Source organism: Nocardiopsis listeri NBRC 13360 (assembly GCF_001570765.1).
GTDB lineage: Bacteria > Actinomycetota > Actinomycetes > Streptosporangiales > Streptosporangiaceae > Nocardiopsis > Nocardiopsis listeri.
This window is the reverse complement of the sequence record NZ_BCSH01000033.1, coordinates 62,695-77,806: the sequence shown is the minus strand read 5'-3', so window position 1 is coordinate 77,806 and position 15,112 is coordinate 62,695. Positions and strand designations below refer to the sequence as shown.

14 protein-coding genes are annotated in these 15,112 nt (G+C 69.3%); 10 read left to right on the top strand and 4 right to left on the bottom strand.

Annotated elements, in window-relative coordinates; all coding sequences use genetic code 11:
* The first annotated feature begins 143 nt into the window (after positions 1-143).
* The 4 genes from glsA to NLI01S_RS11365 all read left to right on the top strand — a co-directional run bounded on the left by glsA (position 144) and on the right by NLI01S_RS11365 (position 4,598).
* The gene (glsA, locus tag NLI01S_RS11380) at positions 144-1,400 is read left to right on the top strand and encodes a glutaminase A (RefSeq protein ID WP_067603440.1); all 1,257 of its coding nucleotides are present in this window, start codon (positions 144-146) and stop codon (positions 1,398-1,400) included.
* A gap of 94 nt (positions 1,401-1,494) precedes the next feature.
* On the top strand, positions 1,495-1,833 hold the full coding sequence (locus NLI01S_RS11375) for an ArsR/SmtB family transcription factor (protein WP_067603438.1): 339 nt from the start codon (positions 1,495-1,497) through the stop codon (positions 1,831-1,833).
* Positions 1,826-2,299 carry an SRPBCC family protein gene (locus NLI01S_RS11370; protein WP_067603436.1) on the top strand — a complete coding sequence of 158 codons (474 nt, stop codon included), beginning with the start codon at positions 1,826-1,828 and terminating at the stop codon, positions 2,297-2,299. Before NLI01S_RS11375 ends, NLI01S_RS11370 begins: the two co-directional genes overlap by 8 nt.
* A 109-nt stretch (positions 2,300-2,408) precedes the next feature.
* Positions 2,409-4,598: an ATP-dependent DNA helicase gene (locus tag NLI01S_RS11365; protein ID WP_067603435.1), complete on the top strand. Its 2,190-nt coding sequence runs from the start codon at positions 2,409-2,411 to the stop codon at positions 4,596-4,598.
* A 72-nt stretch (positions 4,599-4,670) separates the two neighbouring features.
* On the opposite strand, the gene NLI01S_RS11360 is transcribed toward NLI01S_RS11365, so the two are convergent.
* Complete coding sequence (locus NLI01S_RS11360; protein ID WP_067603434.1) at positions 4,671-5,195, bottom strand: DUF6315 family protein; 525 nt, start codon at positions 5,193-5,195, stop codon at positions 4,671-4,673.
* A gap of 182 nt (positions 5,196-5,377) precedes the next feature.
* Positions 5,378-5,725: a hypothetical protein gene (locus tag NLI01S_RS11355; protein WP_067603499.1), complete on the bottom strand. Its 348-nt coding sequence runs from the start codon at positions 5,723-5,725 to the stop codon at positions 5,378-5,380.
* A 197-nt stretch (positions 5,726-5,922) separates the two neighbouring features.
* Between NLI01S_RS11355 and NLI01S_RS11350 the strand changes: the two genes are divergently transcribed.
* Positions 5,923-7,731, top strand: a complete 1,809-nt coding sequence (locus tag NLI01S_RS11350; protein ID WP_223809196.1) for a hypothetical protein — start codon at positions 5,923-5,925, stop codon at positions 7,729-7,731.
* A 152-nt stretch (positions 7,732-7,883) separates the two neighbouring features.
* Here the strand turns inward: NLI01S_RS11350 and NLI01S_RS11345 are convergent, their stop codons facing one another.
* Entirely contained in the window at positions 7,884-8,675 is a 792-nt protein-coding gene (locus tag NLI01S_RS11345; RefSeq protein WP_084392497.1) for a glutamate racemase, read from the bottom strand.
* A gap of 246 nt (positions 8,676-8,921) precedes the next feature.
* Between NLI01S_RS11345 and NLI01S_RS11340 the strand changes: the two genes are divergently transcribed.
* The 5 genes from NLI01S_RS11340 (at position 8,922) to NLI01S_RS11320 (ending at position 14,729) form a co-directional block, all read left to right on the top strand.
* On the top strand, positions 8,922-10,385 hold the full coding sequence (locus NLI01S_RS11340) for an FAD-binding oxidoreductase (protein WP_067603432.1): 1,464 nt from the start codon (positions 8,922-8,924) through the stop codon (positions 10,383-10,385).
* Positions 10,386-10,454: 69 nt separating this feature from the next.
* Positions 10,455-11,741 (top strand): SAM-dependent methyltransferase, encoded by a 1,287-nt coding sequence (locus tag NLI01S_RS11335; protein ID WP_067603430.1) that lies wholly within the window; start codon positions 10,455-10,457, stop codon positions 11,739-11,741.
* A 133-nt stretch (positions 11,742-11,874) separates the two neighbouring features.
* A complete protein-coding gene (locus NLI01S_RS11330) occupies positions 11,875-12,366 on the top strand; it encodes a hypothetical protein (protein WP_067603428.1) in 492 nt (163 codons plus the stop codon).
* Positions 12,367-12,498: 132 nt separating this feature from the next.
* On the top strand, positions 12,499-13,782 hold the full coding sequence (locus NLI01S_RS11325) for a sugar ABC transporter substrate-binding protein (RefSeq protein WP_067603426.1): 1,284 nt from the start codon (positions 12,499-12,501) through the stop codon (positions 13,780-13,782).
* Between the two features lie 47 nt (positions 13,783-13,829).
* On the top strand, positions 13,830-14,729 hold the full coding sequence (locus NLI01S_RS11320; protein ID WP_067603495.1) for a carbohydrate ABC transporter permease: 900 nt from the start codon (positions 13,830-13,832) through the stop codon (positions 14,727-14,729).
* Positions 14,730-14,770: 41 nt separating this feature from the next.
* Here NLI01S_RS11320 and NLI01S_RS11315 read toward each other — a convergent pair whose 3' ends face one another.
* Positions 14,771-15,058 (bottom strand): hypothetical protein, encoded by a 288-nt coding sequence (locus NLI01S_RS11315; protein WP_067603425.1) that lies wholly within the window; start codon positions 15,056-15,058, stop codon positions 14,771-14,773.
* Between the last annotated feature and the right edge of the window lie 54 nt (positions 15,059-15,112).

Below are 15,112 nucleotides of genomic sequence, written 5' to 3'. Positions count from 1 at the left end.
CCGTTGAGGATCGGTGAACACGACCCCTCGCACCGTGCCCGCAAGAACCGAACACGGGTCGTCGTCACCGGCCGGGTCGTCGAACGACGACCCGGGGCCCGGTCGGCACGGGAACGAGTCGCGGACCTTCCTAGACTGGCCGTATGGATCACCCCGTGAACGGACACTCCCGCAATGCCCAAGCCCACCGGGCCATGGAGGACGACAGCCCCGTCATGGGAGTCCTGGAGAAGATCCAGGCCGAGGTCACGGGCATGTCCGACGGCCAGGTGGCCGACTACATCCCCGAACTCGCCCACGCCGACCCCCACACCTTCGGGATCGCCGCGGTCAGCCCGCACGGTCGTGTCTACGCGGTGGGCGAGTCGGAACGACTCTTCACCATGCAGTCGATCTCCAAGCCGTTCGTCTACGCGTTGGCCGTGGAGGAACGCGGTCTGGACGACGTGCACGAACACGTGGGAGCCGAACCCAGCGGCGAGCCGTTCAACGCCATCAGCCTCGACGAGCGGGGTCGCCCGGAGAACCCGATGATCAACGCGGGCGCGATCGTGACGACCTCCCTGGTGGGCACCGGGGAACAGGACACGCGCTTCGAGCACATCCGGTCGGCGCTGTCGGCCTTCGCCGGGCGGGAGCTGAGGGTGGACGAGCAGGTGCACCGATCCGAGTCGGAGACGGGGCATCGCAACCGTGCCCTGGGCTACCTCAGCCTGTCCGGGGGAGTGCTGGTCGGCCCGGTGGAGGAGGCTGTACAGGACTACTTCCGCCAATGCTCGTTGAGCGTGACGGTGATGGACCTGGCCGTCATGGCCGTGACCTTGGCCGTGGGCGGGGTCAACCCCCTCACCGGGGAACGGGTGGTGTCCCAGCGCACGGCGCGGCACGCCCTGTCGATCATGTCGAGCTGTGGCATGTACGACCGGGCGGGGGAGTGGGGGCTGCGCGTGGGCATCCCGGCCAAGAGCGGGGTGAGCGGAGGCATCCTGGCGTCCGCGCCGGGCGCGTTCGGGGTCGGTGTGTTCAGCCCGCCCCTGGACGACGCGGGCAACAGCGTGCGTGGGGTGGCGGCCCTCGAACGGCTCTCCGACGACTACGACCTGCACATGCTTCAGACGCCCTCGGAACCGCCCTCCCCGGTGCACAGCGTGAGTCGCTCGGGTGGCACGCTCGACGTGCGCCTGTGCGGGGAGATCGACTTCCTCGCCGCCGAACAGGTGGTGTCGCGGTTGGCCGAGGTGATCGACGACTCGCGAGTGCGAACGGTGACGGTCGAGTTGGAGAGGGTCTCCGGGTTCAGCGACGCCGCACGCACGCTCTTCGCCGCCGAACTGGACGAACTGGCGGACGCCGGTGTGGACACCGCGGTGAGCGACCCTCGCGGCGTCCGCCACGGCTGACCTGGAGACGAGATCGCGGTTCCCCTTGACCGCGGGCACGGCTTCGGCGCATAATCAACCTAGTGGTTGATCAACGGAGAGGTTGAATAAGGGTATGGCGGACGATCCGCTCAGTCTCACGTTCGCCGCTCTGGCGGACCCGACCCGTCGGGAGATCCTCGCCCGCCTGGCCGGAGGCGAGGCCACCGTCAACGAACTGGCGGAACCGTTCGACATGAGTCTCCAGGCGGTCTCCAAGCACCTGAAGGTCCTGGAGAGGGCCGGACTCATCACCCGCGGGCGTGACGCCCAGTGGCGTCCCTGCCGACTGGAACCCGCGCCCCTGGTGGAGGTCGACCGCTGGGTCGACCGTTACCGGGACCGGTGGGAGGAACGCTTCACCCGCCTCGACGAGGAACTACGCAGGATCGAGGGAGAGAGCAACCATGAGTGACCTCGAGGTCGTCGCCGAACCGGGACGTCAGGACATCCTCATCACCCGCACCTTCGACGCACCCCGCGAGCTGGTCTGGCGCGCGGTCACCGAACCCGAACTCGTCTGCCGCTGGTTCGGCCTGGACGCCACCACCACCGAGGTCGACCCGACCGAAGTGCGCACCGGCACCCCGTGGCGGATCAGCGAGAAGACGCCCGACGGCGCGGTCTACGCCTTCCGCGGCGTGCACCACGACGTCCAGGAGCCCGAGCGCCTCGTGCGCACCTTCGAGTTCGAGGGCGTGCCCGGCCACGTCTCCCTGGAGACGCTCACCCTGACCGAGGTGGACGGACGCACGAAGTACCGGGCAGTGGCCCTGTACCAGTCGGTCGAGGACCGCGACGGGATGCTCGCCTCCGGCATGGAGTCCGGAATGGAGGAGTCCATGGACAAGTTGGCCGAGGTTCTGCGCTCCCTGGGCTGAACCGTCCACGCCACCCCGGGGCGTCCGACGTGGACCACCCGGGGTCGGCACCGGCGCCGGTCTTGTGGACAACGCCGAAACCGTCGTCCCGGCCGGGTAATGTCGACGCGTGGCAGATCTCCCCGACGTTCCCACCCTGCTCGACGCGGCCGTCAAGGCCTTGGGCGGCAGCAGCCGAGAGGGACAACAGACCATGGCCGAGGCAGTGGCCACGGCCGTCGAAGAACGCGAACACCTGGTGGTCCAGGCCGGCACCGGCACCGGTAAGTCCTTGGCGTACCTGGTGCCCGCCGTCAGACGCGCGATGGCGACAAAGAAGCCCGTGGTCATCTCCACGGCCACCATCGCGCTGCAGAACCAGCTCATCGACCGGGACCTGCCACGACTGGCCGTCGCGCTCTCTCCACTGCTACCACGCGAACCCACGTTCGCGGTGCTCAAGGGCCGCCGCAACTACCTGTGCCGGCACCGCCTCCAGAGCGGAGCGGACGAGGACTCCGAGGGAGCCGAGCTCTTCGACCCCAGGCAACTGTCGTCGGTGGGCCGTCAGGTGGCGCGCCTGCACGAGTGGGCCGAGGACACCGTCACCGGTGACCGCGACGAGATCGTTCCCGGCGTCGGCGACCTGGCCTGGCGCCAGGTGTCCGTGGGCGGCAACGAGTGCATGGGCGCACGGGTGTGCGCCTTCGGCCAGGAGTGCTTCGCCGAGTTCGCCCGCGAGGCCACCACCGGCGTCGACGTGGTGGTCACCAACCACGCCATGCTCTCCATCGACATGGCGCAGGGCTACCACCTGATGCCCGAGCACGACACGATCATGATCGACGAGGCCCACGAACTCGTCGACCGCGCCACCTCGGTGGCCACCGGTGTGCTCGGTGAGCGGGCCGTGTCCATCGCGGCCAAGCGCGCGGCCCGCCTGGTCGAGCCGGGTATCTCCGAACGGCTCGCCGAGTGCGGGGACGGCCTGGCCCTGATGTTCACCGAGGTCGGCGAGGGTCGTCTCGACCACATCGACGACGGACTGGCCGGCGCGGTCGCCGCCGTCCGCGACGCTTCGGCCGCCTGCGTCACCGCGATCGGCCCCAACCCGGGCGAACTCGAACCCGAAGCGGCCTCCGAACGCAAACTGGCCCTGGCCGCCCTGGGGGAGGTGCGCGAGGCGGCGGAGCGGATCCTGGAGTCCTACGAACCGGCTCTGCGCGACCGCACCGAGGTGGTCTGGCTGACCAAGGCGCCCGCCAAACCGCCATCGCTCAGCGTCGCTCCGCTCGGGGTGGGCGGACTACTGCGAGAGAAGCTCTTCGGCGACCGCACCGTCGTGCTCACCTCCGCCACGCTCACCCTGGGCGGGGACTTCACCGCCCTGGCACGCCAATGGGGGCTGGGCCGCGAGGTGGCACAGGAAGCCGCCGACCTCGCGGCCGGACGGACTCCGGCCCCGGTTCCACCGGTCGACCCTGCCCCGCGCACCGGTCGGGACACCGCGATCGCCGGCGAGGACACCGACGAGGACACCGAGGACGTCGAACCAGGTGTGGACGAGAGCGGTGCGGCGCAGGACCCCGAGGGTGAGGGTCCGCACCGCGCCGCCGGCGAGCCACGCTGGCGCGCCCTCGACGTCGGCTCACCCTTCGAGCACGCCCGCAGCGGCATCCTCTACGTCGCCCGACACCTGCCCAAGCCCGGACGCGACGGGCTCTCCAAGGAGTACCTGGACGAGATCGCCGGGCTCATCGAGGCCTCCGACGGGCGTGCCCTGGGTCTGTTCTCGTCCATGCGCGCCGCCCAACAGGCCACCGACGAACTTCGCGAACGCCTGGACCAGACCATCCTGTGCCAGGGCGAGGACTCCACCGGACAACTGGTGCGCCGCTTCAGCGAGGACGAACGCTCCTGCCTGTTCGGCACCCTGTCTCTCTGGCAGGGCGTCGACGTCCCCGGCCCCGCGCTGCAGTTGGTCATCGTGGACCGGATCCCCTTCCCCCGCCCCGACGACCCACTGGCCTCGGCCCGCCAGCGCGCCATCTCCGCGCACGGCGGCAACGGGTTCCTGGCGGTGTCGGCCACCCACGCCGCGTTGCTGTTGGCCCAGGGCACCGGGCGACTGCTGCGTTCCACCGACGACCGGGGGGTGATCGCCGTGCTGGACCCACGTCTGGCCACGGCGGGCTATGGCGGATTCCTGCGCTCCTCCCTGCCGCCGTACTGGGGCACCGCCGATCCGGAGGTGGCCCGGGCGGCGTTGCGGCGCCTGGCGGAGAAGGCCGACGCCGTGGAGACCGAGCCCGCCGCCTGAGGCCTTCCGGGGCATCCGGACACGAAGGAGGCCGGGCACCTTCGGCGCCCGGCCATCATCCTCACGATTGGCTCAGCCGCGTGTGCGGTAACCGAACAACCGGACCGCGTAGCCGGGGGAGTCGTCCTGTGGCTCATGGATGTGCCAACGGTCGTCGTGCTCGCCGACCAAGAGCTCGTTCCACATCATGTCGATGAGCTTGAGCCGGGAGACCACGGAGGCCTCTGGGTCCAAGACGATCGAGTAGGCGTGGTCGGTGAGACGTTGGGTCACCATGCCCACGGACTGGCCGTCCCAGATGGCCGGGACCGTGGCGTGCCCGATCTGCACCCCGCACAACCGGAGCTGCTCGACCTCCTCGTCGAGGGCCTCCGCGGCCAGTGCCCCGTCGAGCCGTAGGGCGTCCTCCAGCTCGTCGCGGTCCTCGTCGGGACGCAGGTAGGCGTGGTAGGTGCGGTAGCCGCACGAACGGCACTTGCGCCAGACCACGCAGCGGGCCAGCCCGTAGGCGGACTGCGCCTCACCAACGCTCCGGTACTCGCTCACATCCCGAACCATGCCGCATTCGCAACACAAGGCAGTGAGATCCTGCTTCATCAGAGTCCCCCCTCCCAGGTGAGTATGCGACGAATGGAGGCCGTTAGGGAACCCGTTCGGGGAGGAAGTCGCGGCAAGGAGTCGTCATCAATGCCCAAAATGACCGGACGAGGGGTTTCGTGTGGGCTCCGACGGACTTCGGGGTGTCCGGATTCACCTTCGGTCGTCCGGCCCGCGCGGACTCAGTCGTCCAGGGACGGTCGGTTCTTGTTGCGCGCGGTCCAGTCCCGCATTCGCTGGGGGTAGCCGACGATCTGCACGTCATAGGCGGGGGTGGCCAGCCTCTTTGCGACCTTGCGGATCACGTCGGGGGAGCCGCAGCGACGCCGGATCCACTCACCGTCGGTGGCGACGGCGACCGCGGTGGTCCGGGTCGCGAAGGTCTCGGGCTCGACGAAGAACTCCACCCCGACCCTGCTCTTGGCGAACTCGACCAACGCCTTGATATCCGAGTCCTCCGAGGTCCGGTCGAAGCGGGTCTTTCCCTTGCGGTTGGCCTTACGAAGTCCGAAGCGGTCTCGCCATCCCATCGGCGCCATGTCCCCTTAGTGCGTGTTCGCGGTCCCGCGTCTCGTCGCCGGCTCGGCAGCGATTCTAACCACCGGAACAACGAACGAATCGGCCCGGGAGTGCCCAGGCTGCACCGGTTTCAAGCGTTTTCCGGACAGCTCGGTCACCGCGCTGCTACGTTCTGTTGGCACACGGCTCAGTCAGGGGGAGAAGAGACATGCCGATGTGGAAGTGGGCGGGGGAGACAGCACGCCGACTACGCGCCGCGGGACGGGACGACCTGGCCGAGGCGGTGATCCGATTGCCACAGCTCACCGAGGCGGGAGACGCCGTCAAGGTGGAGGCTTCGGCCCGGTCGGCGATGCGCGTCGCAAGACGTCTGGTCGCCGAGGCGGGGAACCGGGAGGCCGCGGTACCGGGGGTGTTCGGGCCACCGACGTTGTTCTTCCTGGCGCACTGGCCGTTGGCGGTGCGGGTGGGGGCGCTGGGAGAGGGGCGTCGCGCGCTCGACCAGGCCCGGGCCGTCGTCGAGGACGAACCCGGCCCGCACGAACACGGACCGATGCCGGTCTCGGCGTTGGCCTCGTTGGTGCGCTGTCACGCCAACATCGATTCCAGGGGGACCACGCGGATCCGGCGTGAACTGCTCTCCTCCCGCAGCCTCTCCGGTTGGGAGGACACCCCGGCCTGGCCGGCGTTCACCCTGGCCCGGGTGCACCTGCTCATCGATGAGGAACAGGCCGACCGCGCCGAGGCGGAACTGCGCCGCTACGAACACACCGCCACCGGACCGGCCCTGCTCGGAGCCGACGGGGTGTTCGCTCTGGTCAGGGCGTTGCGGCACCAGGACAAGCACACCGACGCCCTGGACGCCCTGGACCGGTTGGAGGCCGAACTCGAACTGGGCGGGGAGCGCGGTGCCGCCAACCCGCGCCGGCCCGCGCTGCTGCGCACCATCCGTTTCGAACGAGCCAGGCTGCTGTCCTGGCTGGCCCGCTTGGGCCTGTGCGATGCCCGCAAGGCCATCGCCCTGCTGCCGACCGTGGACGAGGCCGAGGCCTGCCCGAACCTGCGCTCGGCCTGGGCCGAGGCCGTGGAGAACCTGGTCTGCCAGGGGAGCGTGCGCAACGACTGGCGGCTGGGTGTACGGGTGACCACCTGGTCACGCTACTTCGAACGGGTGGGGGCGCCGCGTCGCGGCGCGGAGATGGCGCTGACCGCCACCCGCCTGGCCGGGGGACGAGGCGCTCACTGGGTCGCCGAATGCTCGGCGCTGCGGGCCGAGCGTCTCATCGGTGAACTCGGCGCGACCGAGGAGATCGGCGGTGACCTGGCGGAGGCGCGCGCGATGGTGCGCGGAATGAACCCGGTCCGGCCGCTGGCTCCGGCCCCGAACATCCTGGAGTTCCTGCGTGCCCAGCCCGCGGAGGACGTCGACCCCGAGGAGCAGGCCGAGCAGGTCAACGTGGCGTTGACCGCGCTGCCGCACGACTCCGCGCTGTTGAGCGCGCTGGGTCAGGTGGGGCGCACACTCATGCTCTCCGACGCGGCCACCGAACCGCAGTGGCGGCACGTGCGCGAACAGCCCGGTGACCAGCGCGCGGCACTGTCGTTGTTGGAGACCCTGCTGCACGACAACGACACCGGTGGGGTGCGCGACCTGGTCCGTACCCTGGCCGCGGGTGCCCTGTCGGGCCAAGGCGAACGGGTGTCCTCGGCCTCGCCGACGGTGGCACCCGTGGGGCCCGCCCCGGCGGCTTCCACGCGGGGCGCACATCGGGCGTCCGGCACCGAGGGTGGACCCGGGCGTGTACCGGCCGGACCCCACAGCGTTCCGGCGAACCCCAACGTCCCGGTGAACCAGGGAAGCCTCGTGGTACGGAACGAACCGGTGGGTCAGGGCGCGCCCTCGGACCCGGGCGCCCCCGTGCCCGGCTCCGATCCCACCCTGGTGGAGGGGGCCTACCGCGTGCCCGAGGGGGATCGTCGCATGGCCCAGGCCGCGGGCGGATACGAACCCCGCTGAACGAGCGGGGCCGCCCGTTCCAGCGCCGCGGAGCCCGGGTTCGTTCCGACACGGTGCGGGAGGAGTCGAGCCGCGAGCGAGGAACGAGCTCGCTCTGTGCTCGTGTGCGTCAGCGCTCCGTTGGGGTGGTGGGCGAGGGGTGGGACGAAGCGCTAGCGAAGACGCGAAAAGGGGAGGGACAGGGCCCTGCCCGCCGGGTAGGTCAGCGCCGCCGTGGGGAACGGGGCCGGGCGGCCGCCGGCCAACACCCGCACCCGGCCCGGGGTTCCGACCGGGCGCTCCGTCGCGCCGATTCGGCGCAGAGTCTGGGCGGCCACCGCCTCCGCGGCGGTGAACAGTTCGGCGCGGTGCCCCAGCGCCTCGGAGATCCGCGACCCCACCAGGTCGTAGTGGGTGCATCCCAGCACCACCCCGCGTACCTGGGGTGGGGTCAGCTTCGCCGCGTACTCCACCGCTGTGGCGATCCGATCGGAGTCCGCCGACTCCACGGCCTCGGCCAGCCCGACACAGGCGACCGGGGTCACGTCCACGCCCTTGGCGAAGTTCTCCACCAGACCGCGCTGGTAGGCGCTGCGGGTGGTGACCTCGGTGGACCACACCGCGATGGGGGTGCCCGCCGCCGCGGCGGGCTTGATCGCCGGCACCGTACCGATCACCGGGATACACGGCTCGTACTCGGCGCGCAGTGCCCCCAGTCCGTGTACGGAAGCGGTGTTGCACGGCACCACGACGGCGTCCAGGTCGCCACCGTCCTCGGCGGCGGCCCGGGCCGCGGCGTCCGCACCTGCCAGAGCTCGCCGGATCACCTGGTCCGGGGTACGGCGCCCCCAGGGCATGTGGTCCGGGTCCATGGACAGGTACAGGTCGGCGTCGGGCCGGGCCGCGTGCAGAGCGGCCGCGGTGGAGAGCATGCCGATGCCGGAATCAACGAAAGCGATGCGCACGGAACCGAATCCTATGCGGCCCCCGTGGTGACCACGACATCACTCCAGGTGTTCGGGGGTGTCCCCCGCGGTGTTCCACGGACCTGGCCGAAAGCGGCCGAGAGTGGGTAGGACACGTACCGGAATGGGGTGGCACAGAACCGTTACCGGTGGATAGAACAGAGTGGTCGGCCGGTCCGGCGCGGCACAAGGTCCGGGCCCGGCCGATCCACGCTGAGCCTCGCGAATCGTCAGGAGAGAGCCGGTATGACCCGTGAACAGTCCGGTACGACTCCGCAGCACAGAGCCTTCGGCCACGCCGGCCCCGGTACGGGCCTTGCCGAACACCTCGCGGCGGCCCAGAAGTTGAGCAGGGACTATCGGGCCCTGCCCGCGGACGCCCCGGTCCGCCTGGCCAAGCCCACATCCAACCTCTTCCGGTTCAGGGAGCCCTCCTCCGCTCCGGCCCTCGACGTGTCCGCGTTCGCCGGTGTCATCTCCATCGACCCCGTAGAACGGTTGGCCGACGTCGGCGCCATGACCACCTACGAGGAACTCGTCGCCGCCACCTTGCCGCACGGACTCATGCCCCTGGTGGTACCGCAGTTGCGCACCATCACCCTGGGTGGGGCCGTCACCGGGCTGGGCATCGAGTCGTCCTCGTTCCGCAACGGGCTCCCGCACGAGTCCGTGCAGGAGATGGAGATCCTCACCGGCTCCGGTGAGGTGGTGGCCGCCACCCGCGACAACGCCCACAGTGACCTGTTCCACGGCTTCCCCAACTCCTACGGAACCCTCGGGTACGGCCTGCGGCTGCGCATCGAACTCGAACCGGTGTCCCCGTACGTCCACCTGCGCCATCTGAGGTTCTCCGACGCCGCCGAGGCGATGGACGCCCTGGCCCGGATCAGCGCGGCGGCCGAGCACGACGGGGACCGGGTCGACTTCGTGGACGGGGTGGCCTTCGGCCCCGACGAGTTGTACCTGACCCTGGCCCGTTTCACCGACCAGGCCCCCTGGACCAGTGACTACACGGGCAACGACATCTACTACCGGTCCATCCCGCGCTACGCGGGCGACGGACCCGGCGACTACCTCACCATCCACGACTACCTGTGGCGCTGGGACACCGACTGGTTCTGGTGCTCCAGGGCCTTCGGCACCCAGAACCCGTTGGTGCGGCCGTTGTGGCCGCGATCCCTCAAACGCTCCGACGTCTACCGCAGACTGGTCGCCTGGGATCGGCGCAGCGACTTCTCCCGACTGCTCAACCACTACCGGGGACGTCGCCCACAGGAACCGCTTATCCAGGACATCGAGGTGGGCGTCGAACACGGCGCCGAGTTCCTGGACTTCTTCCACACCGAGGTCGGCATGAACCCGGTGTGGATGTGCCCGCTGCGGCTGCGTGAGCCTCGCCGCCCGGACACGCCCGACGGCGAGCACGTGTGGCCGCTCTACCCGCTGGAGAACGACCGCCTCTACGTGAACTTCGGGTTCTGGGGGTTGGTCGACATGAAGCCGGACCAGCGGTACGCCCACCACAACCGCCGGGTGGAGGAGGAGGTCGCGCGGCTCGGCGGGCACAAGTCCCTCTACTCGGACGCCTTCTACACCGAGGACGAGTTCTGGGCCCTGTACAACGGCTCCGCCTACCGCGACCTCAAGGACACCTACGACCCGCAGGGTCGGCTGTTGGACCTGTACGCCAAATGCGTACGCAATCGCTGAGCAACTGGACACCACCATCGGGACGCGACCCGCGGGTCGGGCCGCATCCGTGAGGAGGAAGGACGCAGGATGCGACTTGCAGAGATCTTCGAGCGTGTCGTGGGGCCGAACGCACCGGTTCGGTTCACCGCCTACGACGGAAGCACCGCGGGCGATCCGAACAGCGACGTGACGTTGCACGTGCGCACTCCGGTCGCCGTCAACCACCTCGCGCAGTCACCCAACGCCGTCGGCCTGACCCGCGCCTACGTCTCCGGTCACCTCGAACTCGAAGGTGACATGTACACCGCGCTCAGACGGATGACGGACTTCGCCTTCGCCGAGGGCGTCAACGTGTCCGCCCGCGACCTCGTCGACATCGTCCGCTCCGTCGGCTGGGTCAAGTTCGTCAACCGGGTCGCCCCGCCGCCCCAGGAGATGCGTCGCAGGACCCTGCTCGGGCGCGGGCCGCGCCATTCCAAGGAGCGCGACGCCGAGGTCATCCACCATCACTACGACGTCTCCAACGAGTTCTACGAACTGGTCCTGGGTCCGTCGATGACCTACACCTGCGCGGTCTTCGACGAGGAGGACGGCGGTCTGGAACGGGTGGGCGCGTTCGATGGGGCGTTGGAGAGCGCCCAGTTCCGCAAGTACGACCTGGTGGCCCGCAAACTCGGCCTGGAGAAGGGCATGGAGCTGCTCGACGTGGGCTGCGGGTGGGGCGGCATGGTCCGCCACGCGGCCCGCGAGCACGGGGTCCGGGCGGTCGGCGTGACCTTGTCCAAGGAACAGGCCGAGTGGGGCGCGAAGAAGATCGCCCAGGAGGGCCTGACCGGGCTCGCCGAGATCCGCCACATGGACTATCGGGACGTGCCCGACGGCAGCTTCGACCGGATCAGCTCCATCGGACTGACCGAGCACATCGGGTCGAGGAACCTGGACGCATACTTCTCGTCGCTCAACGACAAGCTCGTACCGGGCGGCCGGTTGCTCAACCACTGCATCACCCGCCCGCGCAACGACCTGCCGCCGATGAAGCCCGGGGGCGTGATCAACCGCTACGTGTTCCCCGACGGTGAGCTGGAGGGCCCCGGCCGGATCCAGACCGCCATGAACGACAACGGGTTCGAGATCCGCCATCAGGAGAACCTGCGCGAACACTACGCCCTGACCCTGCGCCACTGGGGCGAGAACCTGGAGCACAACTGGGACGAGGCCGTTCGGGAGGTCGGCGTGGGCACCGCCAGGGTCTGGCGCCTGTACATGGCCGGATGCGTCCTCGGGTTCGAGCGCGACGTCGTGCAGCTCCACCAGATCCTGGGAGTCAAGCAGGACGGTACCGCCTCCCACATGCCGCTTCGGCCCGACTTCTGAGGTCGGGTCGGGTGAGGTGACCGGGGGTGTTCGCGGCGCGCGGACACCCCCGCCCCGCCACCTGCCCCACGCGGGTACGAGCAGGCGGCATCATGGTCAGCGTCCAGTACCAGCAGCCGCGAAGGGACCCGTAGTGTCCGCCGACGACCACTCCTTTGAACCCGCTTTCGACCACGGGCCCGGCCCCGACCTGCCGGACCACGTCAAGGAGACCGCGATCGCGCTGATCGGCGCGTACGTGGACCACAACCGGGAGGAGCTGGACGGTGTGATCCCACGGGCCACCGACGACTCCGACGGTGTCCTGTCCGAGCTGAAGGTGATCGCGGCGTTCCTCAGCCGCAGGGTGCAGACCACCGGTGTGGTCTGGAAGCCCGCCGACTCCCGCGAGGCGGTGGCCCGTACCGTCGCCGAGATGCTCCCCCCGGAGCTGGAGTTCGCGGTCTCCACCGCCTGGGAGGCGCACTCGGTGGGTGAGGAGGAGGTCGCCGAACGCTTCACCAGAGGCGATCCCATGGTCTACGTCCACATGCTCGCCGCGTTCAACGCCGCCATCGGCCTCGCCGTCTACAAGCGCGCCGAACTGGTCTCCACCCTGCGTCAGGTCACCGGTCTGAGCGAGTGAGGGGCCTGCTCCCCGGCACTCCCTAACAGCTCAGAAACAAGTGGCAGCGGTTTACTTCACAAGTCGGCGTTAATTACGTAGGTTTCCTACCAACCCTCAGGGGACCCTCGAACGAAAGCGGGAGGCGAGCCGATGGCACGCAGACGAGTACACCAGTACCTTCCCCTCCCCGCGGCCTCACTCGCCTTGGTGCTCGCAGCCACGGCCTGCGGCGGCGGTGACGGCGGTGGCGACACCGACACCCTCCAGGTGTGGATCATGGAGGGCACCAACCCCGACGCCACCTCCTTCTTCGACGAGGTCGGGACGGCCTTCGAAGAGGACAACGGGATCGGCGTCGAGGTCGAGTTCGTGCCCTGGCAGGACGCCCAGGACAAGATCTCCACCGCGATCGCCGGCGACACCCTGCCCGACGTCGTCGAGTTGGGCACCACCTTCACCCCGGAGTACGCCGACGCCGGGGTCCTGCACGACCTGTCCGGCTACATCGACGACCCCTCCCGGTTCCAACAGGAGATGTACGAGATGGGCGTCGCCGACGACGCCGCCTATGGGGTGCCCTGGTACGCGTCGATCCGTTCGATCATCTACCGCAAGGACATCTTCGAGGAGCACGGCCACGAGGAGCCGGCCAACTGGGAGGAACTGCGCGACACCGCGCTCGACCTCGCCGAGGCCGAGGAGGACATGATCGCCTTCCCGGTGCCCGGCGACGCCCAGTACTCGGTCATGCCGTGGATCTGGGGCGGTGGCGGCGAGGTCGCCGTGGAGGAGGCCGACGGCACCTGGAGCTCCACCATCGACTCGCCGGAAGGGCGCGCCGGGGTCGAGTTCTTCACCGACCTGGCCCTGGAGGACGACCTGTCCACCACGGGCGCGGTCAACTGGAACGAGATCGACGTCATGGAGGCGCTCTCCGACGAGCAGGCCATCATGGCGATCTCCAACAGCTCCAACCCCAAGGCCATCATCGAGAACAACCCCGACCTGGAGGACAGGCTCGGCGTGTTCGTGCTGCCCGGCCAGGAGGACGGGTACACCGAATCCTTCGCCGGAGGGTCGCTGCTGTCGGTGTTCGAGGGCACCGGCAACGAAGAGGCCGCCTGGCGGTACGTCGACCTCCTCACCAACGGCGAGTACTTCGAACGCTGGGGAGAGGAGAGCGGCTTCTTCCCCGCCGGAGTCGAGGAGATCGAGGGCTACGCCGAGTCCGAGGACCCGCTCGTGCAACCGTTCGCGACCCAGCTGCTGGAGGCCGGCAAGAGCACCCCGGCCGTCCCCGCCTGGTCGCAGGTCGAGGCCGAGGGCGTGATCGTCAAGATGCAGCAGGACATCCTGAACGGTAACGCCAGTGTCGAGGAGGCGACCGACACCGCCGCCGAGACCATCGAGAACATCCTCAACGAGGGCAATTGAGACCCACCGTGGCCCCACGACGGTCCAAGCACGCGCCGCTCCTGAGCATGAGGGGGCGGCGCGCCCTCCTGCCGTGGGCCCTACTGGTACCGCCGCTGGGTGTCATCGGAGTCCTGCTGCTCCTGCCCATCGGACGGATCGTGTGGCTGTCCTTCCGGGACTTCAAGCTGCGCAACCTGGTCTCGGGGGAGTCCGACTTCATCGGGCTCTCCAACTACGTCACGCTGCTGACCGACCCGTACCTGTGGCAGACCGTACTGGTCAACACACTGACGTTCGCCGTGGTCGCGGTGGTGACCACTGTCGTGCTGGGTACGCTGGTCGCCCTCTTGCTGTCCACGCTGAGGCCCCTCCCACGGATCATCGTGGTCTCCTGCATCATGGTGGCCTGGGCCATGCCCGCGGTCAGCGGCACCTACGTGTGGATCTGGATCTTCGACGTCGACCAGGGCGTGATCGCCCAAGCGCTCATGGGGATGGGCGTCGTAGACCCCGGCGGCTACAACTGGTTCGCCGACCGGTTCTGGTTCTACGCCATCGTCACCCTCAACATCGTGCACAGCGGGTTCCCGTTCGTGGCGGTGACCCTGCTGGCGGGGCTGCTCACCGTGCCCAAGGAGCTGTACGAGGCGGCCCGCATCGACGGCGCCGGCGCGTGGAAGCGCTTCTGGCACGTCACGTTCCCGACGCTGCGCCCGGTGTTCGCGGTGGTGACGGTGCTGTCCACCATCTGGGACTTCAAGGTGTTCGCGCAGATCTACCTGATGCCCGGCGGTGACGTCGGCGGTTCCGAGATGCTCAACCTGGGCGTGTGGTCCTACGTGAAGTCCTTCGGCCAGAACGACTTCGGGATGGGCTCGGCCATCGCCGTCATGCTCACCCTGCTGCTCCTGGGCGTGACCATCGTCTACCTGCGCGCGCTGTTCCGGGAGGACGAGCTGAGATGAGATCTCGATCGAATCGGGGAACGCCTCGCCCGGCCCCGCCCTCAGCCCAGACCCTCGATCAGGCGTTCGCGCACCACCCGCCAGTCCACCGAGGCCAGGGAACGCCGTTCCAGGTCCTCACGGACGGCGGCCATGGTCCGCAGGGCGTCCTCGTCGAGTGGACTGCCGGCGTCGTTGCCCCGGTTGACCAGCCCGTCCACGTACGTGTGCAGTCGACGACCTCCGGGGTCGCGTCGGGCGTGCCGGACGGCGCTCGCGCGGAACCTGGCGTCGTGCGGGATCCACGCGGCGATCACCTCGGTGGGGGAGAGCTCGGCGAAACCGCTCATACACCTCTCCTCACCGTCTTCGCCCTCGGGAACGAGGGGGATTCTAGGCCATGT

Bases quoted from the DNA above. Each gene is read 5' to 3' on its own strand.
- glsA (WP_067603440.1), top strand. From the start codon at position 144: ATGGATCACCCCGTGAACGGACACTCCCGCAATGCCCAAGCCCACCGG.
- NLI01S_RS11375 (WP_067603438.1), top strand. From the start codon at position 1,495: ATGGCGGACGATCCGCTCAGTCTCACGTTCGCCGCTCTGGCGGACCCG.
- NLI01S_RS11335 (WP_067603430.1), top strand. From the start codon at position 10,455: ATGCGACTTGCAGAGATCTTCGAGCGTGTCGTGGGGCCGAACGCACCG.
- NLI01S_RS11360 (WP_067603434.1), bottom strand. From the start codon at position 5,195: ATGAAGCAGGATCTCACTGCCTTGTGTTGCGAATGCGGCATGGTTCGG.
- NLI01S_RS11320 (WP_067603495.1), top strand. From the start codon at position 13,830: ATGAGGGGGCGGCGCGCCCTCCTGCCGTGGGCCCTACTGGTACCGCCG.
- NLI01S_RS11355 (WP_067603499.1), bottom strand. From the start codon at position 5,725: ATGGGATGGCGAGACCGCTTCGGACTTCGTAAGGCCAACCGCAAGGGA.
- NLI01S_RS11315 (WP_067603425.1), bottom strand. From the start codon at position 15,058: ATGAGCGGTTTCGCCGAGCTCTCCCCCACCGAGGTGATCGCCGCGTGG.
- NLI01S_RS11370 (WP_067603436.1), top strand. From the start codon at position 1,826: ATGAGTGACCTCGAGGTCGTCGCCGAACCGGGACGTCAGGACATCCTC.
- NLI01S_RS11340 (WP_067603432.1), top strand. From the start codon at position 8,922: ATGACCCGTGAACAGTCCGGTACGACTCCGCAGCACAGAGCCTTCGGC.
- NLI01S_RS11325 (WP_067603426.1), top strand. From the start codon at position 12,499: ATGGCACGCAGACGAGTACACCAGTACCTTCCCCTCCCCGCGGCCTCA.
- NLI01S_RS11350 (WP_223809196.1), top strand. From the start codon at position 5,923: ATGCCGATGTGGAAGTGGGCGGGGGAGACAGCACGCCGACTACGCGCC.